This window comes from Ensifer aridi (genome assembly GCF_002078505.1).
Classification (GTDB): Bacteria; Pseudomonadota; Alphaproteobacteria; order Rhizobiales; family Rhizobiaceae; genus Sinorhizobium; species Sinorhizobium aridi.
In genome coordinates, this window is record NZ_LUAV01000034.1 from 1 (window position 1) to 15,050 (window position 15,050).

Annotated in this window: 11 protein-coding genes and 2 pseudogenes; 9 read left to right on the forward strand and 4 right to left on the reverse strand. The window is 62.9% G+C overall.

Translation table 11 applies throughout. The features are described 5' to 3' along the window. The 3 genes and pseudogenes from AYK65_RS33345 to AYK65_RS24950 form a co-directional block, all read left to right on the forward strand. Positions 1–79, forward strand: a pseudogene (locus AYK65_RS33345) (4-carboxymuconolactone decarboxylase); the annotation flags it as partial. Further along, a pseudogene (locus tag AYK65_RS33760) lies at positions 70–165 on the forward strand (protocatechuate 3,4-dioxygenase subunit alpha); the annotation flags it as partial. The pseudogenes AYK65_RS33345 and AYK65_RS33760, both read left to right, overlap by 10 nt. Positions 166–250: 85 nt before the next feature. Continuing rightward, positions 251–1,306 (forward strand): 3-carboxy-cis,cis-muconate cycloisomerase, encoded by a 1,056-nt coding sequence (locus tag AYK65_RS24950; protein WP_046117277.1) that lies wholly within the window; start codon positions 251–253, stop codon positions 1,304–1,306. 20 nt (positions 1,307–1,326) lie between these two features. Here AYK65_RS24950 and AYK65_RS24955 read toward each other — a convergent pair whose 3' ends face one another. Beyond that, positions 1,327–3,942 (reverse strand): malto-oligosyltrehalose synthase, encoded by a 2,616-nt coding sequence (locus AYK65_RS24955; RefSeq protein WP_081161686.1) that lies wholly within the window; start codon positions 3,940–3,942, stop codon positions 1,327–1,329. A gap of 433 nt (positions 3,943–4,375) precedes the next feature. Between AYK65_RS24955 and AYK65_RS24960 the strand changes: the two genes are divergently transcribed. Continuing rightward, positions 4,376–4,588 (forward strand): hypothetical protein, encoded by a 213-nt coding sequence (locus AYK65_RS24960; RefSeq protein ID WP_046117275.1) that lies wholly within the window; start codon positions 4,376–4,378, stop codon positions 4,586–4,588. A gap of 69 nt (positions 4,589–4,657) precedes the next feature. Here the strand turns inward: AYK65_RS24960 and AYK65_RS24965 are convergent, their stop codons facing one another. Both AYK65_RS24965 and AYK65_RS24970 read right to left on the reverse strand, forming a co-directional pair. Then, positions 4,658–6,649 carry a CHASE2 domain-containing protein gene (locus AYK65_RS24965; protein WP_081161689.1) on the reverse strand — a complete coding sequence of 664 codons (1,992 nt, stop codon included), beginning with the start codon at positions 6,647–6,649 and terminating at the stop codon, positions 4,658–4,660. Beyond that, positions 6,649–10,263, reverse strand: coding sequence for a FecR domain-containing protein (locus tag AYK65_RS24970; protein WP_081161692.1), 3,615 nt, complete (start codon positions 10,261–10,263; stop codon positions 6,649–6,651). Before AYK65_RS24970 ends, AYK65_RS24965 begins: the two co-directional genes overlap by 1 nt. Before the next feature lie 130 nt (positions 10,264–10,393). Between AYK65_RS24970 and AYK65_RS24975 the strand changes: the two genes are divergently transcribed. Next, positions 10,394–10,948 (forward strand): Pycsar system effector family protein, encoded by a 555-nt coding sequence (locus tag AYK65_RS24975; protein WP_081161694.1) that lies wholly within the window; start codon positions 10,394–10,396, stop codon positions 10,946–10,948. A gap of 131 nt (positions 10,949–11,079) precedes the next feature. Then, on the forward strand, positions 11,080–11,364 hold the full coding sequence (locus AYK65_RS24980) for a hypothetical protein (RefSeq protein ID WP_046117271.1): 285 nt from the start codon (positions 11,080–11,082) through the stop codon (positions 11,362–11,364). A gap of 68 nt (positions 11,365–11,432) precedes the next feature. Here the strand turns inward: AYK65_RS24980 and AYK65_RS24985 are convergent, their stop codons facing one another. Beyond that, complete coding sequence (locus AYK65_RS24985; protein WP_046117270.1) at positions 11,433–12,116, reverse strand: GntR family transcriptional regulator; 684 nt, start codon at positions 12,114–12,116, stop codon at positions 11,433–11,435. A 200-nt stretch (positions 12,117–12,316) separates the two neighbouring features. Between AYK65_RS24985 and AYK65_RS24990 the strand changes: the two genes are divergently transcribed. From AYK65_RS24990 to AYK65_RS25000, 3 genes are all read left to right on the forward strand, one after another. Beyond that, positions 12,317–13,360, forward strand: coding sequence for a 4-hydroxythreonine-4-phosphate dehydrogenase PdxA (locus AYK65_RS24990; RefSeq protein ID WP_046117269.1), 1,044 nt, complete (start codon positions 12,317–12,319; stop codon positions 13,358–13,360). A 74-nt stretch (positions 13,361–13,434) separates the two neighbouring features. Continuing rightward, positions 13,435–14,421: a tripartite tricarboxylate transporter substrate binding protein gene (locus AYK65_RS24995; protein ID WP_081161697.1), complete on the forward strand. Its 987-nt coding sequence runs from the start codon at positions 13,435–13,437 to the stop codon at positions 14,419–14,421. Positions 14,422–14,533: 112 nt separating this feature from the next. Next, positions 14,534–15,034 carry a tripartite tricarboxylate transporter TctB family protein gene (locus tag AYK65_RS25000; protein WP_046117760.1) on the forward strand — a complete coding sequence of 167 codons (501 nt, stop codon included), beginning with the start codon at positions 14,534–14,536 and terminating at the stop codon, positions 15,032–15,034. Positions 15,035–15,050: the final 16 nt, after the last annotated feature.

The window sequence follows — 15,050 nt, forward strand, 5'->3', positions numbered from 1 at the left end:
CCGCTACCGCCAGGGCATGGCGGCGCGCCGTGCCGTTCTCGGCGACAATCACGTCGACCGCGCGCATGTCACCGCGTCGAGGTGCTTGTCCCGGGCGGCGAGCCGCCTAATTATGTTTTCGACATTCATCTCCAGGGCGAGAAGAAAACGGTCTTCCTGGACATCTGTTCGTTCGGCAGCCGATCCCCGCGTTGCCGCGTGCTTGTGAGAGTTTCCCGATCCTAGGGAAGCGAGACGCTGGAGATGCGGCATGACCTATTCGGCCTTTGATCACCCCTATCTTTCCGGCCTTCTCGGCGACGAGGCGGTGGCGGCGGAGTTCTCCGTCGCCGCCGATATCCGCACCATGCTCGCTTTCGAAGCCGCGCTTGCGCGCGCCGAAGCGCGTCATGGCGTCATTCCGGACGCGGCGGCCGACCGTATCACTGCGGCTTGCCGTGCCTTTTCCCCTGATGTCGCGGCCTTGCGCCGCGCCACCGCGGCCGACGGTGTCGTCGTGCCGGAGCTCGTCCGGCAATTGCGCGCCGCCGCCGGCGAGGAAGCGGCGGAGTATGTGCATTTCGGTGCTACCAGCCAGGATGTCGTTGACACCAGCCTCATGCTGCGGCTGAAGGCGATCGCCGAGCTGTTCTCCGGTCGCCTTGGGGCGCTGGTCGCGGCGCTCGAGGACTGCGACCGGCAATGGGGCGAGCGGCCGCTTACCGGACATACGCGCATGCAGGCGGCAATCCCGATCACCGTTGGCGATCGTCTGCGTAGCTGGATCGAGCCCTTGCTCGACCACCAGGACCGGCTCGACGCCATGGACGCCGATCTTTTCGCGGTGCAGTTCGGCGGGGCGGCCGGTACGCTGGACAAGCTCGGCGACAAGGCGGACGCCGTGCGCGAAACGTTGGCGGAGGAACTGGCGCTTATCGATTGGCCGCAATGGCACAGCCAACGCTCCGCCATAGCCGATTTCGCCCATCTGCTGTCATTGATCACCGGGAGTCTCGGCAAATTCGGCCAGGACGTGGCTTTGATGGCGCAGGTGGGCGAGGAGATCGTTCTTGCCGGCGGCGGCTCCTCCTCGGCTATGCCGCACAAGCAAAATCCCGTGGCGGCGGAGGTGCTCGTCACGCTCGCTCGGTTCAACGCCACGCAGATTTCCGCAATCCACCAGGCGCTCGTTCATGAGCAGGAACGCTCGGGCTCCGCCTGGACGCTGGAATGGCTGATCCTGCCGCAGATGGTCGGCGCGACGGCAGCGGCATTGAGGCTTGCGGGCGAGCTTGCCGGCAACGTCCGGCGGCTCGGGCTGGTTTGACGTCGGCGGAGGACCCGAGGTCACGCCTCGACGAGAAAGGCGACGGGGAAGTCGCGAAGGATGTCCGCAACGGCGACGAGGGGGCGAGACTCGATGATTTCGTCCGTCACGAGATTTCGCAGCGGCTTGAGATCGCAGTTCTCGGGCCATACCAGAAATGTATTCCGCCAAAGTTCGGGTCGGACGGAGAGTCTGTCGCCATCCGTCTGCCCAAACACGAGCCGCGGAGCCACCGTGACCGAACACGCGTCCTTGCTGCGGCGCATGAAAGCGGCTGCGTGGCGGGAGCCGGGGCCTTCCACGGACCAGGGCCGATACTCGCCCCTCGCAAAAAGGTCCGCGCCCCGTTCCCTTCGATAGGTCAGGCATATCCCGATCAGCGCCTGCTTGCAGACCTCGAAGTCGCCGGTCAACGGCGCTTTCGGCAATTGGAGAGGCACGGAGCCTGGGGAAAATCCGCGCCGGTTGTCGGGGTCGACCAAGGAAAGATCGAGACGCTCGCTGCCCTGATAGATGTCCGGAATGCCGGGCGCGGTCAGCTTCACCAGCGTTTGCGACAGGCTGTTGACGAGGCCCGCCCGGACGAAGGGACGGACCGCCCGCTCGAAGTCGTCGAGAAATACGTTGTTCCGCCCAACGAGGAGATCGCCGAGAAACACCGTGACCGCCGCTTCATATCGCTCGTCCGGATCATTCCAGCTCGTCCTCAGTTTTGCCTCCCGGAGTGCCTTCACGGCAAAACCCACCATGCGCTCACGCAGGGAAGACAGTTCCTCCTCGCTACGAAGCGGCTCGACGGGCCAGGTGCCGAGGAGGCTCTGGTAGAGGAATTGTTCGACGGACGTCTCCGGCGCATCGCCGCCCGGGAGCCGGCGGATTCGCTCCGCGTTCATCTCGTGCCAGCGTGCGACCGCGGCCGCCCAGATGTCCGGTGCCTCGCTGATGACGTAGAGCCGGGCGCGAGCATCCTCGCCGCGCTTGGTATCATGCGTTGACGTCGCTGACAGGCCGTTCGGCATTTCTTCCGCACGATGCCGCATCATCTCATGGAAGCGGTCGATGCCGCCCGGTCGCCAGCACGGATCTGCACCGACTTCGTTTGCCGCGAGATAGTCGCCTCTTCGATAGAAGAATGTATCCTCGACCCCTTTGGCCATGGCGACGCCGCTCAATTGCTGGAAACGTGTGCGGAACTCGGACTGCAGTTGCCGGTCCGCCAAACCGGGCTTCGAATTCAGCGCGGCGGTCACGAGCGCTATCTCGGTGCTGACAGCAGGCGCGGCAGCCGATGCTTTCGCTGCGATCTCTTCGAGGATACGACTATCGTGCGGGCCTGCACCACGGTCGCTCACATAGGTTCGATAGACAGGCAGCGCCGCGATGAGATGGCGAATGGCCTCGGCCATGCGGTGGCGATCCTCTTTCCTCCCGAGGCGAGAGGCAAGTTCGGCGAGCCGCCCCACTTCCGCGTTGAGGTTATGGCCGAGCACCAGCAATTTGCATTCGGCGACCGCTTTTTCCGCGGCGCATCGCTGCGCCTCGTTCCAAAGCCCGGACGAGGGTGCCTCCTCGGTCAGCAGCTCCGCCAGGGCCGAAATGAACTCGTAGCCTGTGGTTCCGTCGACAGGCCAATCCGGCAGCGCTTCATTCGGCTGCACTATCTTCTCGGCGACGATATAGGTCCGGTTGCCGGTCTCGTGCCGCAGACGGCGGAGATAGGCTTCAGGATCTGCAAGACCATCGATGTGGTCGATCCGCAATCCGTCGACCAGGCCCTCCTTGACGAGGTCGAGCAGAAGCCGGTGGGTATCGGCGAAGACGGCGGGGTCTTCGACGCGCATGCCGACGAGGCCGGTGATCTCGAAGAACCGTCGGTAGCTGAGATGGTCCCGCGCGGTCCTCGAGTCCTTGAGCCGCCAGGGCTGCATCTCGTGCAGCCTGCAGAGGTGCTGCCTGTCGGCGGAGAGCCGCCGCAGATAGTCGTCGAGCTCGGACAAGACCGAGGGTGTCGCGATGGCCGCGGCGATCTCGGAGTGGAGACGTTCGGCGCCCTTGGAGTCGACCGCGCCGGCAATGGCGGCAATCCGCTCGAGAGCGGGATGAGGTTCTTTGAGAATTGCCGAATAGGAAGCCGGAGCGAGCGGATAGAACGCGTGGCAGCAGTTGAGCGCGAGGCAATTGCGGTTGCGGTCGAATGCGAGGAACACATTGCCGGCGGCGACCTCTTCCTCGAACGGCCGGCCGAGGAAGGGCAGGGTGAGGGGTTCTCGCCAGTCGATGTCGAAATGATGAGCAAATTCGCTGGAGCGGCCCCACTCGACGACGCTGTGCCACCAGTCGTTCTCGAGGTGGGCCGCCATATGGTTCGGAACGATGTCGAGGATGATCCCGAGGCCCCGGGCCTTCAGCGCGCGCACCAGACTCTGGTAGCCCTCCCGCCCCCCCAGGACCGGGTCGATTTCGTTGCAGTCGGTGACATCGTAGCCATGCGTCGAGCCACGCACCGCCGTGAAGATCGGAGAGGCGTAGAGATGGGATATGCCGAGCTCGATGAGATGCGGGATCAATTCGATCGCTCTTTCGAAGTCCATCCCGTTTCGGAACTGTAGCCGGTAGGTTGCGGTGGGCAGGTGCATGGCGGGTTTGGTTTGACATTCTCGATCCGGCCCAACACCATTGGCCGCGCTTTGTTCCGTGTGGGAAGCGGCCGATCTGCCCTCAGGTAAGGAGCCGGTCCATGCCGGCGCCGAGGGCGAAACGGTGCGTCCCGCAGTGCGGAATCGAGTGGGTCGACTCGGCCCGCTTTGCAATGCGAACCGCCCGGGATGAACATTTGCAGCGATGAAACGTTTTCTTTCATCCTCGCAATGACTTGGAGGACGTCACCGTGCGTCGCGATATGCAACGCTACTTGATGATCGAACTTATTGCCCTCATCGCGGCACTCGCTGTGGTGTCGGCAATAATGATCATGACGCTGCTTCCCGGCTGAGACCGCGATGGCAGCGACAGAATATTCGCGGCCGGGCAGAACGGTACTGAGTAGGAGCAGCGCGCAAGTCGTCGCCCATGAACGAGTTGGAAAGAGAGTTCACCCCGGCAACGCAGTACGACGCCAAGCGGCTGCCGTTCGCCAAGCGCTTGGAGGATCTCCTGCCGGGCGAGTGCATCTGGCCCATCAACAGCGGCGGCCCTTACCTTTTCTGCGCAGCCAAGACAAATGGGAAATACTGCCCGCACCACAAGGCGAGACTGCTGCAGAAGAAAGCCTCCCGCGACTGATCGCGATAGAGGGGCGCCGACGCCGGATGCAGGCCAGATGAAAGACGCCTCACTTCTTGTCTCGATCCCTCAGTCAGCCGTCAGCCGTTCGCGGTCGCGTTCGTAGTAGTGCTCGAGTGTTGCCAGTTCCTTTTTAAGCTCATCGAAGAGGCCGTCGTCGACAGTGATGGCGCCATGATATTTCGCCTCGATATAGGCGCGGTGCCGGGCGAGCGCGGCCTCCGAGGCCCCCTCGGCAACGGTGAAGACGGGCGAGACCGTGCTCCGGCCCTTGACGGTGATCCGGTCGAGCTCGGCGATCGGAAATTTTGCGGCGGCAAGCGCTGCCGTCCGTTCGCCGAGAAGCAGCGGGACGCCGTAGTCCTTCGATGCACCCTCCAACCGGGAGGCGAGGTTGACCGCATCGCCGAGCGCCGAATAGTCGAAGCGGCGGGCCGAGCCCATGTTGCCGACGATGCATTCGCCGGTGTTGATGCCGATGCCGATACGCAACGACTTCGGCGGGCGGCCTGCCGCCTTGGCTTCCGCTGCCAGTTCCTGGTTGAGGCGGACGAGCTCCGTCAGCATGGCGCGCGCCGCCCCGACGGCGTGAATGGCATGGTCGGGATCGTCGAGGGGCGCGTTCCAGAAGGCCATCAGGCAGTCGCCAATATATTTATCGATCGTGCCGCCCTCGTTCAAAACCGCCTCCGACAGCGGCGTCAGCAGCCGGTTGACCAGCGTCGTCAGGCCCTCAGGGTCGTCCTTCATGTCTTCCGCGATCGTCGTGAAGCCGCGAATATCGCAGAAGAGGATCGTCAGCGTTCGCCGCTCGCCGCCGAGCTTCAGCTGCGAGGGGTCCTGCGCCAGCCGCTCGACCAGTGCCGGGGAGAGATATTGCGAGAAGGCACGCGTGATCTCGCGGCGTTGCCGTCGCTCCTCGGCATAGTCGAGGCCCGCCTGTCCGACCGCGACGCCCAAGAAAGCAAGCGCCGGGCCGAGCGGCGAGACGAAGAGAAGGCCGAGGCGCATCAGGCCATAGCTGGCAAGAAGGATGAGGGCGAGGGCGAGGGCGCCGTAGCCGAGCGTCCTCCAGCTCGTGGATCTGAGAACGGCAAAAGCCGCCGCGAAGGCAGCGAGGATTATGGCCGGTATGACGGCGGCGGGCCCTGCTCTCCTGATGAATAGCCCGTGCACGACATTGTCGTAAATGGTCGCTTGGATCTCGGCACCGGCGACGAGGCCGCGCGAATAGACGGTGTCGGAGGTGGCGAACGCATCCACTCCGCCTGCGTCGATCGAGGGAGCGTTCTGCAGGCTCAAGCCCACGATCACGACACGGTCGCGGAAGGTGCCGTCCGGCAGGAAGTTCTCGGGATCGAGCGCCTGGTAGTAGGAGACCGTCGGATAGGTGCGCGCCGGGCCGAAGGTCTGCAGCAAGGAATTGCGCGGCGGTGTGGCAGGGTTCGCACCGGCGATTCTCGCGAGCGTCACGGCAAAACCGTCGGCAAGGGAGGGGACCTGCCGCAAGGTGCCGTCTTCGCTTAGATCGACAGACGCGATGCCGACCGCCGCGCCCTTGGCGGTGAAGGCGGGCAACGGCTCCGTGCGGACGAATTGTTGCGCCTGCGGCGTCTCGATCACCGTCTGGTCGCCAGCCAAGACGATATCCGGCCCGCTTGCTGCGGCGAGTGCCGCGTCGTTCATCGGGTCGCCCGCCGGCTCGGCGAAGATGACGTCGAAGCCGATCGCCCGCGCACCAGCCGTTCTGAGCGCTTCAATGAGGCGTGCGTGGAGCGCGCGCGGCCATGGCCACTGGCTGCCGATTTCGGCCATCGACGGTTCGTCGATGGCGACGATGATGGGGCCGTCCTCCGGGAGCTCCGGGCGGCCCACGATCGAGAGATAGTCATAGGCGCGCAGGTCGGCGAGCGACCAGGAGCCGGTCAGCGATACAAGCGAAACGAAAACGGCGACGACGGCCGTCAGGGCCGCAAGCTTCACTCGCCGCGGAAAAGAGCGGATTCGACGGACTACCGCGGCAAGGCTCTGACGGGAGAGCGGCGGATGCGGGCCGTTCATCAGAACCGCACTTTGACCGTGCCCTTGACGGTGGGCCCCCAGCCGGGAAGGCCGCTTCGGACCTCGAACTCCTCGTCAAGCAGGTTGAAGCCAGCGAGTTCGACCTCCATCCGCTTGTCGAATGGCTCCCATTGCAGCGCGGCGTCGAGCGTCCAGAAGTCGTCGTGCTCTATAGAGCCTTCCGAGCGATCGCCCACATAGTTTGCGGCAACCGTCGTTTTGACATTTGCGGTGCTGACCCAGGTCAACGCCACCTGGCCGGAATATTCAGGCAAGAACGGGAGATCGCCGCCGGCGCCTGTCGAGAGGTTGTCGCTCTCTGTGTGTGCCATGGTCGCCGACAGACCAAACCCATGACCGAGTGCCATATTACCGGTGAATGCCACCCGGTCGACCCTGCCCTTGTCGAAGTCGAACTCCGTTCTCGCCGCCACGAAGGGACTGGTAAGCGGAAGCGCAATCGCTCCGTTGCGGATTTCCTGATGCTGATAGTCCACGGCGGTGAAGAACCAGTCGTTCCATTCGGCGTCCCAGCGTAGCGCCAGTGTGTCTGCATAGCCATCCGTGCCGATCAGGAACTGATTGGGCTGCAGCCCAACTATGCCGACCGGGGCGAGGGTGGCCGCACCGAAATTGTAGCCTTCGCGCTGGACGGCGGCACGCAGCCAATGACCCTCGACCGGCGCCCACGCGACACCGAGCTTCGGTTCGAGGCGGATATCGTTGTCTCTGACGTCCTCGATATAGCGGGCGAACAGCGCGCCTTCGATCTTGAGGTCAGGGGTAATCTCGTACAGGCCGTCGACATAGGCCTTTGCCACAGCCTGCGTTGACGAGTCGAATACAGGCGGGAGTGGTAGAGGTGCCGGAATGAACACACTGGCTTCTGTCCTGCTGTCCGATCGGACCTTTCCGCCTTCCACGCCATAACGCCATGTCAGGTCTCCATCCCCATACATGTGGCTCAAGGCGGCAATGTAGGTTCGTTCTTTTGTCTCCAGATCCGTAATCGTTCCGATGCCTGTGGCATCCAGCGCTCTCAGGCTATCACCGCTCCGGCGCTCTTTGAAAAACAGAGCGGCGTTGCCGACATTCCGGTAGCCAAATGTATGGCTCCAGGCGAGGCCGGAAATTATTGCGGAAGATTCGTCCCCGACGTCGACGTCCCCGGGGACAGGCAGAAGTTGCTGAAGCTCGTCGGCGTCCGCGTAGTTCGCGAAGGCTACGACATGGTCGTCGGGCGTCGGGCTGGCCGTGATGTACCCGTTGCCGCCGACAATCCGCAGCTCGCGTTCCAGGCGCAAGCCTCCCGATTCCACCGTGTCCCTCGGCTCTTCCCATTGGAACGTGCCGTAGACGCTGATCGGGAACGGAGACACCGTAAATCCACGAACCGCCGCTTCTCCCACCCACCCGGTGTGATCTTCGTTGGCGATGAACCCGCCGCCGAGCTCCGTTTCAAAGAAAGGCGCGTGCAGCAAATTGACGGTTCGCTCGCGGCTCGCGAGCATGTGCGGTTCGATCAGAAGCCCTTGGATAAGAGCGGAGAAACTGCCGGGATTGATCGCGTTCGTGATAGTGTTCGTGGCGAAATCGTAACTGTTGAAGAAGGGGTTGACGCTGCCGCGCACCGCCTGGTCGACATAGCTCGCTCCGGTGAAGGGGTCGAACACGGCATCGCCGTAATATTGCCCCCAGGCGTCCAGGCCCTGCAGGCGGAAGGCGTCGTTGAGCGTCGAGCCTTGCTCCTGGTTGGCGCCGAGCGCCGCCGTGTCGCCGCCCTTGGCACGGGTGCGGCGCATCGCTTCCTGGGCGTTGCGGATTGCCGCATCGGCGTCATAGGCATCGATCGCAACAGCGGTTCTCGCGGTTGCTATGACCGGATCGTTCGGGTCGAGCCTGTCGGCATTGTCGATTGCCTGAGCCGCCGGGATGCGATCACCTTTTTCATAGAGCGCGGCAGCGAGCAGGAGTTGCGCATTGGAATAGGCCGGATTGGCCGTCGAGGCGGCGAGCAGGTCTTCCACCGCTTTGTCTACTTCGCCGTTCTGCAGGTGATAACGGCCGCGCGCCAGGAGGATGAGATCGAAAGCGGGATCGGCGGCGAGCGCGGCGTCAATCTCGCGTTTCGCTTCGGCGAACCGCAATTCGTCCATATACTGGTAGGCTAGGTTGGCGTGGTAGAGTGGGTCTGCGGGATCGAGCTCGATTGCTTTCCTGAGGGCCCTCTCGGCGCCACGATCATTACCACGGTTGCTTTGTACCAAGGCGATCCAGTTCCAGAGGGATGCGTCGCCCGGCGCGATGCTTACGGCACGCTCAAGGTCGGCTAGCGCACCTTCCTGATCATTTTCGATGAGCAAACGATACTTGGCCCGAGACTCGAGTGCCGTTGCATCATCGGGGTCGATCGCCAGCGCCCTTTCGATGCCGCTGCGCGTCTCATCCCGGTCATCGAGCAGCATGGCAGCCTGTGCGCGGATGGCCGGAAGGAACGGGTCGTCAGGATATTGCCGCTCGGCTTTCTTGATTGTTTCAATCGCCGCACGGATGTCGGTGCGGAAGCCTGCCGTCCAAGCCTCGGCAAAGGCTCCATATGCTCCGGTTGTCTGAGATGGGGGGTCTTCGACAAGGTTCGGATCGGCCAGCGCACGGGCAAAATAGCCGCCATAGGCGGCGACCGAGCGGCGCTTGGCGTCGAGCCGCGGCACTGCCTCGGCGAAGAGCCGCGCGGCATCGCTGTAGCGATTCTCGGAACCGGCGATAAGCGCTTCAATGAGGTATGCGCGCGCGTCTTGTGATCGATTAAGGCCCAACCGCCGGGCCCGTTCAAGCGCCCCTTGCGCCCTCTGCCGTCCCTCGAGCGGAAGATAGATTTCCGCAAGCGTCAGCCAGTCTTCCGCAGAGCGCGAGGCTTCCGGTTGTGCCTCAATCCGCGCGCGCTCACGGCGCATGTCGCGGGCCTTGAGCGGAGTCGGCGGCATCAAATTGAAGGCGTCACGCAGCGGCAGGTGGAAGAGCATCTGCTCCCGGTCCTTCGGCGTGACAATGATGATCTTGGTGGGCGCGCTGCCGATTGCGGCCACCGCACCCTCGCCCTGCCTCACCGTGACGCTGCCATAGGCGTTTTTGAGCTCGACGACGCCTTCAAGGACGGTGAGCGAGGTCTTGCCGTCGCCGCCGACAGTCATCGTCCAGTCGGTGCCGCGGATGGCGGCGGCGGCGGCCGGCGTGTCGATGACCAGGCCCTCGCCGCCGCGCGCGGCGCGGGCCCAGATCGTGCCCGATTGCAGTTCGAGGTTCGTGTCGCCTCCGCCGATCTGCTTCACGCGAAGCGCCGTGTTGCGCCCAAGCCGGATCTGCGTGTGGTCTCGGAAGAGAACGGCGAGCGCACCGGTGGCGTTGGTGCGCAGGACGTCGCCTGGAAGCAGATCCTGGGCAAGGTCAACAAAGCGCCAGTTGGAGACGTCGACGAATCGCACCTCCTCGCCAGACTTGCGGGCGATGACGGACCCTGCTGCCGGCTGATGTCGCGGCACTGGCTCGCCAAGCGCCGGCCACGGCGCAAGAACCGCCATTGCAATCAGCAATGCCCCCGTATTACTTCGCCACATTCGCGCTATTTGCCCCTCGTTACGCCCGAATCCAGTGGATTTTCACGGGTAAAAAGTCAAGCGCCCAGTTTTGGGCATATATCGTTGCCGCTCCAGTGTAATAAGAGGAGACAAGCAGGAGGGGCGGCGCATGGATTCAGCGGGAAGCTTGTACAAGCTCGAAACTTCAAGTGAAGAACGCGCGCGGGAAGTCGCGTCGAGCGCTTATTTCGACCATGTCCAGAAGATCAATGAGGTCTTTTCTGATCAGATAAAGATGTCCGACCAGAAGGCAGCCTACATCTTCACCTTCATGTTTGCCTTCCTGGTCTCGTCTGAAGAGGGGCGGGGGGTATTTACTTGGCAGCGCTATATGGAAGGAAGCATGCTGCCAATGATACTTTCGGCCATCATGGCGATGGCCTCAATATTCTCACTGCTCTGCGCAATCCTCGTGGTTCTGCCGAGGAAAGGTGCTACGTCCACAACGCTCTTCTGGGGCGCGTGGCGCGCCCATCGTGACGAATTCCTCGAGGCGGCAGGCCGGGATGATTCGTCCTATCTGTTTCGCCAGTACATAGATAATGCCGACGTGCTCTCGTCGATCGCCTGCAGCAAATACCGATTCGTCATCCTTGCATTCCGCGGCCTTTTGGTGACGGTACTTTCTTACGTGATGCTCTTGGCGGCAGCGCCGGCGACATAGCAACTCGCATAAAATTCTAATTCCGATAAAGCGAAATTAGAAACATCTTCTCTTGTAATGGTTGTGCATGCCGTGGTTGCATCGCGGTTGATCATCCGACGGCAGGAGTAGACTGTTTACGAGGAAGAATTATGTTTGGAATCAAAAACATCGGAAAAATAACCGGATCGATAGCGCGAATTGCAGTTAAGCCGGATCTAGTCGCTCTGTCGACGAAGAGTTTGTCCAGCAATCTGGTTTCCAAGACGGCGCTGAACAATCTGTCAAACAATCCGCTGGTTGGCGGGTTGGCTCAGCAATTACTGTCCAAGACCCTCGCGGAAAATCCCGCACTACGCGATGCACTTCTTGCTTTGCAGAAGCAGACGAGCGCGGGGAGTGCCAAGACCGTCGCAAAAGCTTACTCGCAGTTCTGACAGATCAAGCGAGCCCCGCCACGCGGGGCTCTCAGTTCCTTTGCTGGAGAAGTATACCGACTGCGATCCTACACCGCGTCGCGCACCCGTTCCCAGGCATTCATCAAATGCCGCCCCAGCACTTCCGATAGCCTCTCCTTGTCCCGCGCTTCGAGCGCCGCGATCATCTCCTCGTGCTCGGCGACGGCCGCGGCCCATTTTTCCGGGCCCTCATGGCCGATGAAGCGGATGCGCTTGAGCCGCGTCTGCAGCATGGCATGCATGTCGGCGAGTGCGGCGTTGCCGGAAAGCTGGGCGATCGCCGTGTGGATCTGCTGGTTGAGCTTGTAATATTGCAGCCGGTCGCCCGCCTTGTAGCGGCGCACCATCTCATCGTGCAGCGCCCGCACTTCCGCAATTCCGGCATCGCTCGCAGCTTCGCAGGCGAGCCGGCCGGCGAGCTCTTCGAGTGACTGCAGCACGGTCAGCATGTCCCTGACGTCCTTGGCGCTGAAGCGCTTCACGACGGCGCCGCGGCTTGGCACGAGTTCCACCAGACCTTCGCTTGCCAGATATTTGATTGCCTCGCGCAGCGGCGTGCGCGACACGCCGAGCTGCTCGCCGAGCTGTCCTTCATGCAGGCGGGTTCCGGGCGGCAGGTCGCCTTCGATGATCATGTCGCGCAGGTGGCTCACCAGCGTGTCGTGCAACGCCGTGCGCCGGATCGGTCCCGGGCCGCCCTCCCGCCGTTCCAATGATGTGATTTCGTTCATTTTTCTCGTTCTGCGCTCGTGACCGCCACGCGGCCCTCTTTCTCTTACTCCGCGCGATTGAATCAGCGCTATCTCATTCAAGCATGGAGGCAGGCTACGACTGCGTCAACAGAAAATGCTGCATACAGAATACAAAAGACTTGATGCAGAATTTTGAATAACGTATGACGGAGGCAGCATGAAGCGGAGGACATCTCAATATGACCAATGGTGCGGCCGGAACGAAGGAACAGCGTCCTGTCATAGCGCTCGCCATCGGCGATCCCGCGGGGATCAGCCCTGAGCTGACGGCGCGGCTGCTCTCGCTCGCCGATATTCGGGAGGCCGCGCACATCATCGCCATCGGCGACCGCCGCATTCTCGACGAGGGCGCGAAGGTTGCCGGCGTAATGCTCGATCTGGAGCGCGCATCCCTCGAAGCGCTCGACAAGGCCGGGACGTCGCGCCATGTCTTCGTCGATCTCGGCCATCTCGACCCGGCCGATGTGGTGCGCGGCGAGGCGACGCTTGCTGGCGGAGCCTTCGCGACCCGCAACTTCCGCACGGCACTCAAGCTCGCCCATGCCGGCAAGGCGGATGCCGTCTGCTTCACCCCCTTCAACAAGAAGGCGATGCGCTTTGCCTATCCGGGCTATGACGACGAGATCCGCTTCGTCGCCGACGTGCTCTCCTTCACCGGCAAGGTTCGCGAGTTCAATGTGCTCGAGAAGGTGTGGAACGCGCGGGTGACCTCGCACATCCCGTTGAAGGATGTGGCTTCGAGCCTCTCCGTTGAATCGCTCCTCGCCGAGCTCGAACTAACGCGAGCCTGCCTCAAGGAAGCCGGCCATGAGGAAGCCAGGATCGCGGTTGCGGGGCTCAATCCGCATGCCGGCGACGGCGGCAGCTTCGGCACGGAGGAGATCGACATCATCGAGCCGGCCGTCGAACAGGCCAAGGCACTCGGCTTCAACGTCGAAGGGCCGTTCCCGGCCGACACGGTGTTCGTGCGGGCGCTGAGGGAAGGCTTCAACGCGGTGCTCACCATGTATCACGACCAGGGCCAGATCGCGATGAAGCTCATGGGCTTCGACAAGGGGGTGACGATGATGGGCGGCCTGCCGTTCCCGCTCTGCACGCCCGCGCACGGCACGGCTTACGACATCGCCGGCAAGGGTATCGCCGACGTCGGCGCCAGCCGCGAGGCGATCCTGCTCGCGGCCCGCATGGCGAAGAAAAAGAGGGCGCTTTCAGCCGCTGCCTGAATTCGCACGCTTTCCAAGAATACCGGCGTCGGGGGAGGTCTTGCGCCGGATCCAGCTCAACGGGAGGACCAGATATGAAGAAATCCGTCTCAATCGCCTGCATCATGGTGGCCGCTTTCGGCCTTGCCGCACCGGCCGCAGCCTTCGAGCCGAACCGTCCGGTCGAATTCGTCGTCACCGCCGGTCCGGGCGGCGGCACCGACATTTTCGCCCGCACGATCCAGGCGATCATCGCCAAGTATGAGCTGATGAAGGCGCCCGTCGTCGTCACCAACAAGGGCAGTGCCGGCGGCGCCGAGGGCTTCGTCTACACGGCGGGCTATAAGGGCGACGCCCACAAGCTCGCCTTCGGCACCAACAATGCCTATCTGCTGCCGGTTCGCGCCAAGGTCCCCTATAAGGCCGAGGACCTGACGCCGATCGCAGCGCTTGCTTCCGACGAATTCGTGCTCTGGGTCAACGGCAAGGCGGACTACGCGACCGCTGCCGATTTCGTCGCCAAGGCGAAGGAGGGAGGTTTGAAGATCGGCGGCAGTCAATCGAAGGACGTCGACCAGATCCTGACCTCGATGGTCAACGACGCCACCGGCGCCAAGATCAATTACATCCCGTTCAAGAGCGGCGGCGAGGCGGCCGTTCAGCTCGCCGGCGAGCATATCGACGCCAACGTCAACAATCCGAGCGAGAATGCCGGTCAATGGCAGGCCGGCATGGTCAAGCCGCTCTGCGTCTTCAAGAGCGTGAAGCTTACGAGCGAGGCGAAGGTCGTCGGCGACAAGGGCTGGAGCGACATCCCGACCTGCAAGGAAGCGGGCATCCCGATCGACAACTATTCCATGCCGCGCACCGTCTGGCTGCCGGCCGGCGTCGAACCGGATGTCGTCCAGTTCTATGCAGACGTCCTGCGCAAGGTCTCCGAGACGCCGGAATGGGCGAAGTATCTGGCGGATACCTCGCAGTCTCCTGCCTATCTCAGCGGCGATGATTTCAAGGCGGCGATCGAGATGGACGGCGCTGCGGTCAGCGAAGTGCTGAAGCGCGAAGGCTGGCTCGCCAACTGAGCCGGCGACAAGCGGGCGCTTGAAGCGCGAGCGAGGGATGCGAACGGAACGCGCTCCACGTCTCCTTCCTCTGCTTCAAGTGCCGATCTTCCGCTCCCGAAAGGTCACGATCATGAGTGAGAACAGTGCGAATGGGGTCTCCCGCTTTGTAGTCGAGCTTGGCGTTGCCGCGCTGACCGGCGCCTTCGGCGTCGCCGTCTGTTACGGCTCCCTCGACATCGGCGCCGGCTGGACGGACATGGGGCCGGATGCGGGCTATTTCCCCTTCTATATCGGCCTTCTCATAGTCTTCGGCAGCCTCGTCAATATCGGGCAAGCGTTCGTCAAACACCGTGGCACGGGGGAGGTGTTCCTGGATAGTGGGCGCGCCAAGGTGGTCGCCTCCTTCCTGTTGCCGCTCGTAGCCTTCGCTGCCGTCTCTGCCTGGCTCGGGCTCTATGTCGGAACGGCGCTCTATATCGCCGCGACCATGCTCCTCCAGGGGCGCTACAAATGGTGGATCGCGCTACCCGCGGGCTTGGGCGTCTCGCTCTTCTTCTTCATCGTTTTCGAGATCGGCTTCCAGGTTCCGCTGCTGAAGGGACCGGTCGAAGCCTGGTTCAGGATCTACTGACGCGGGCGGATGCGCC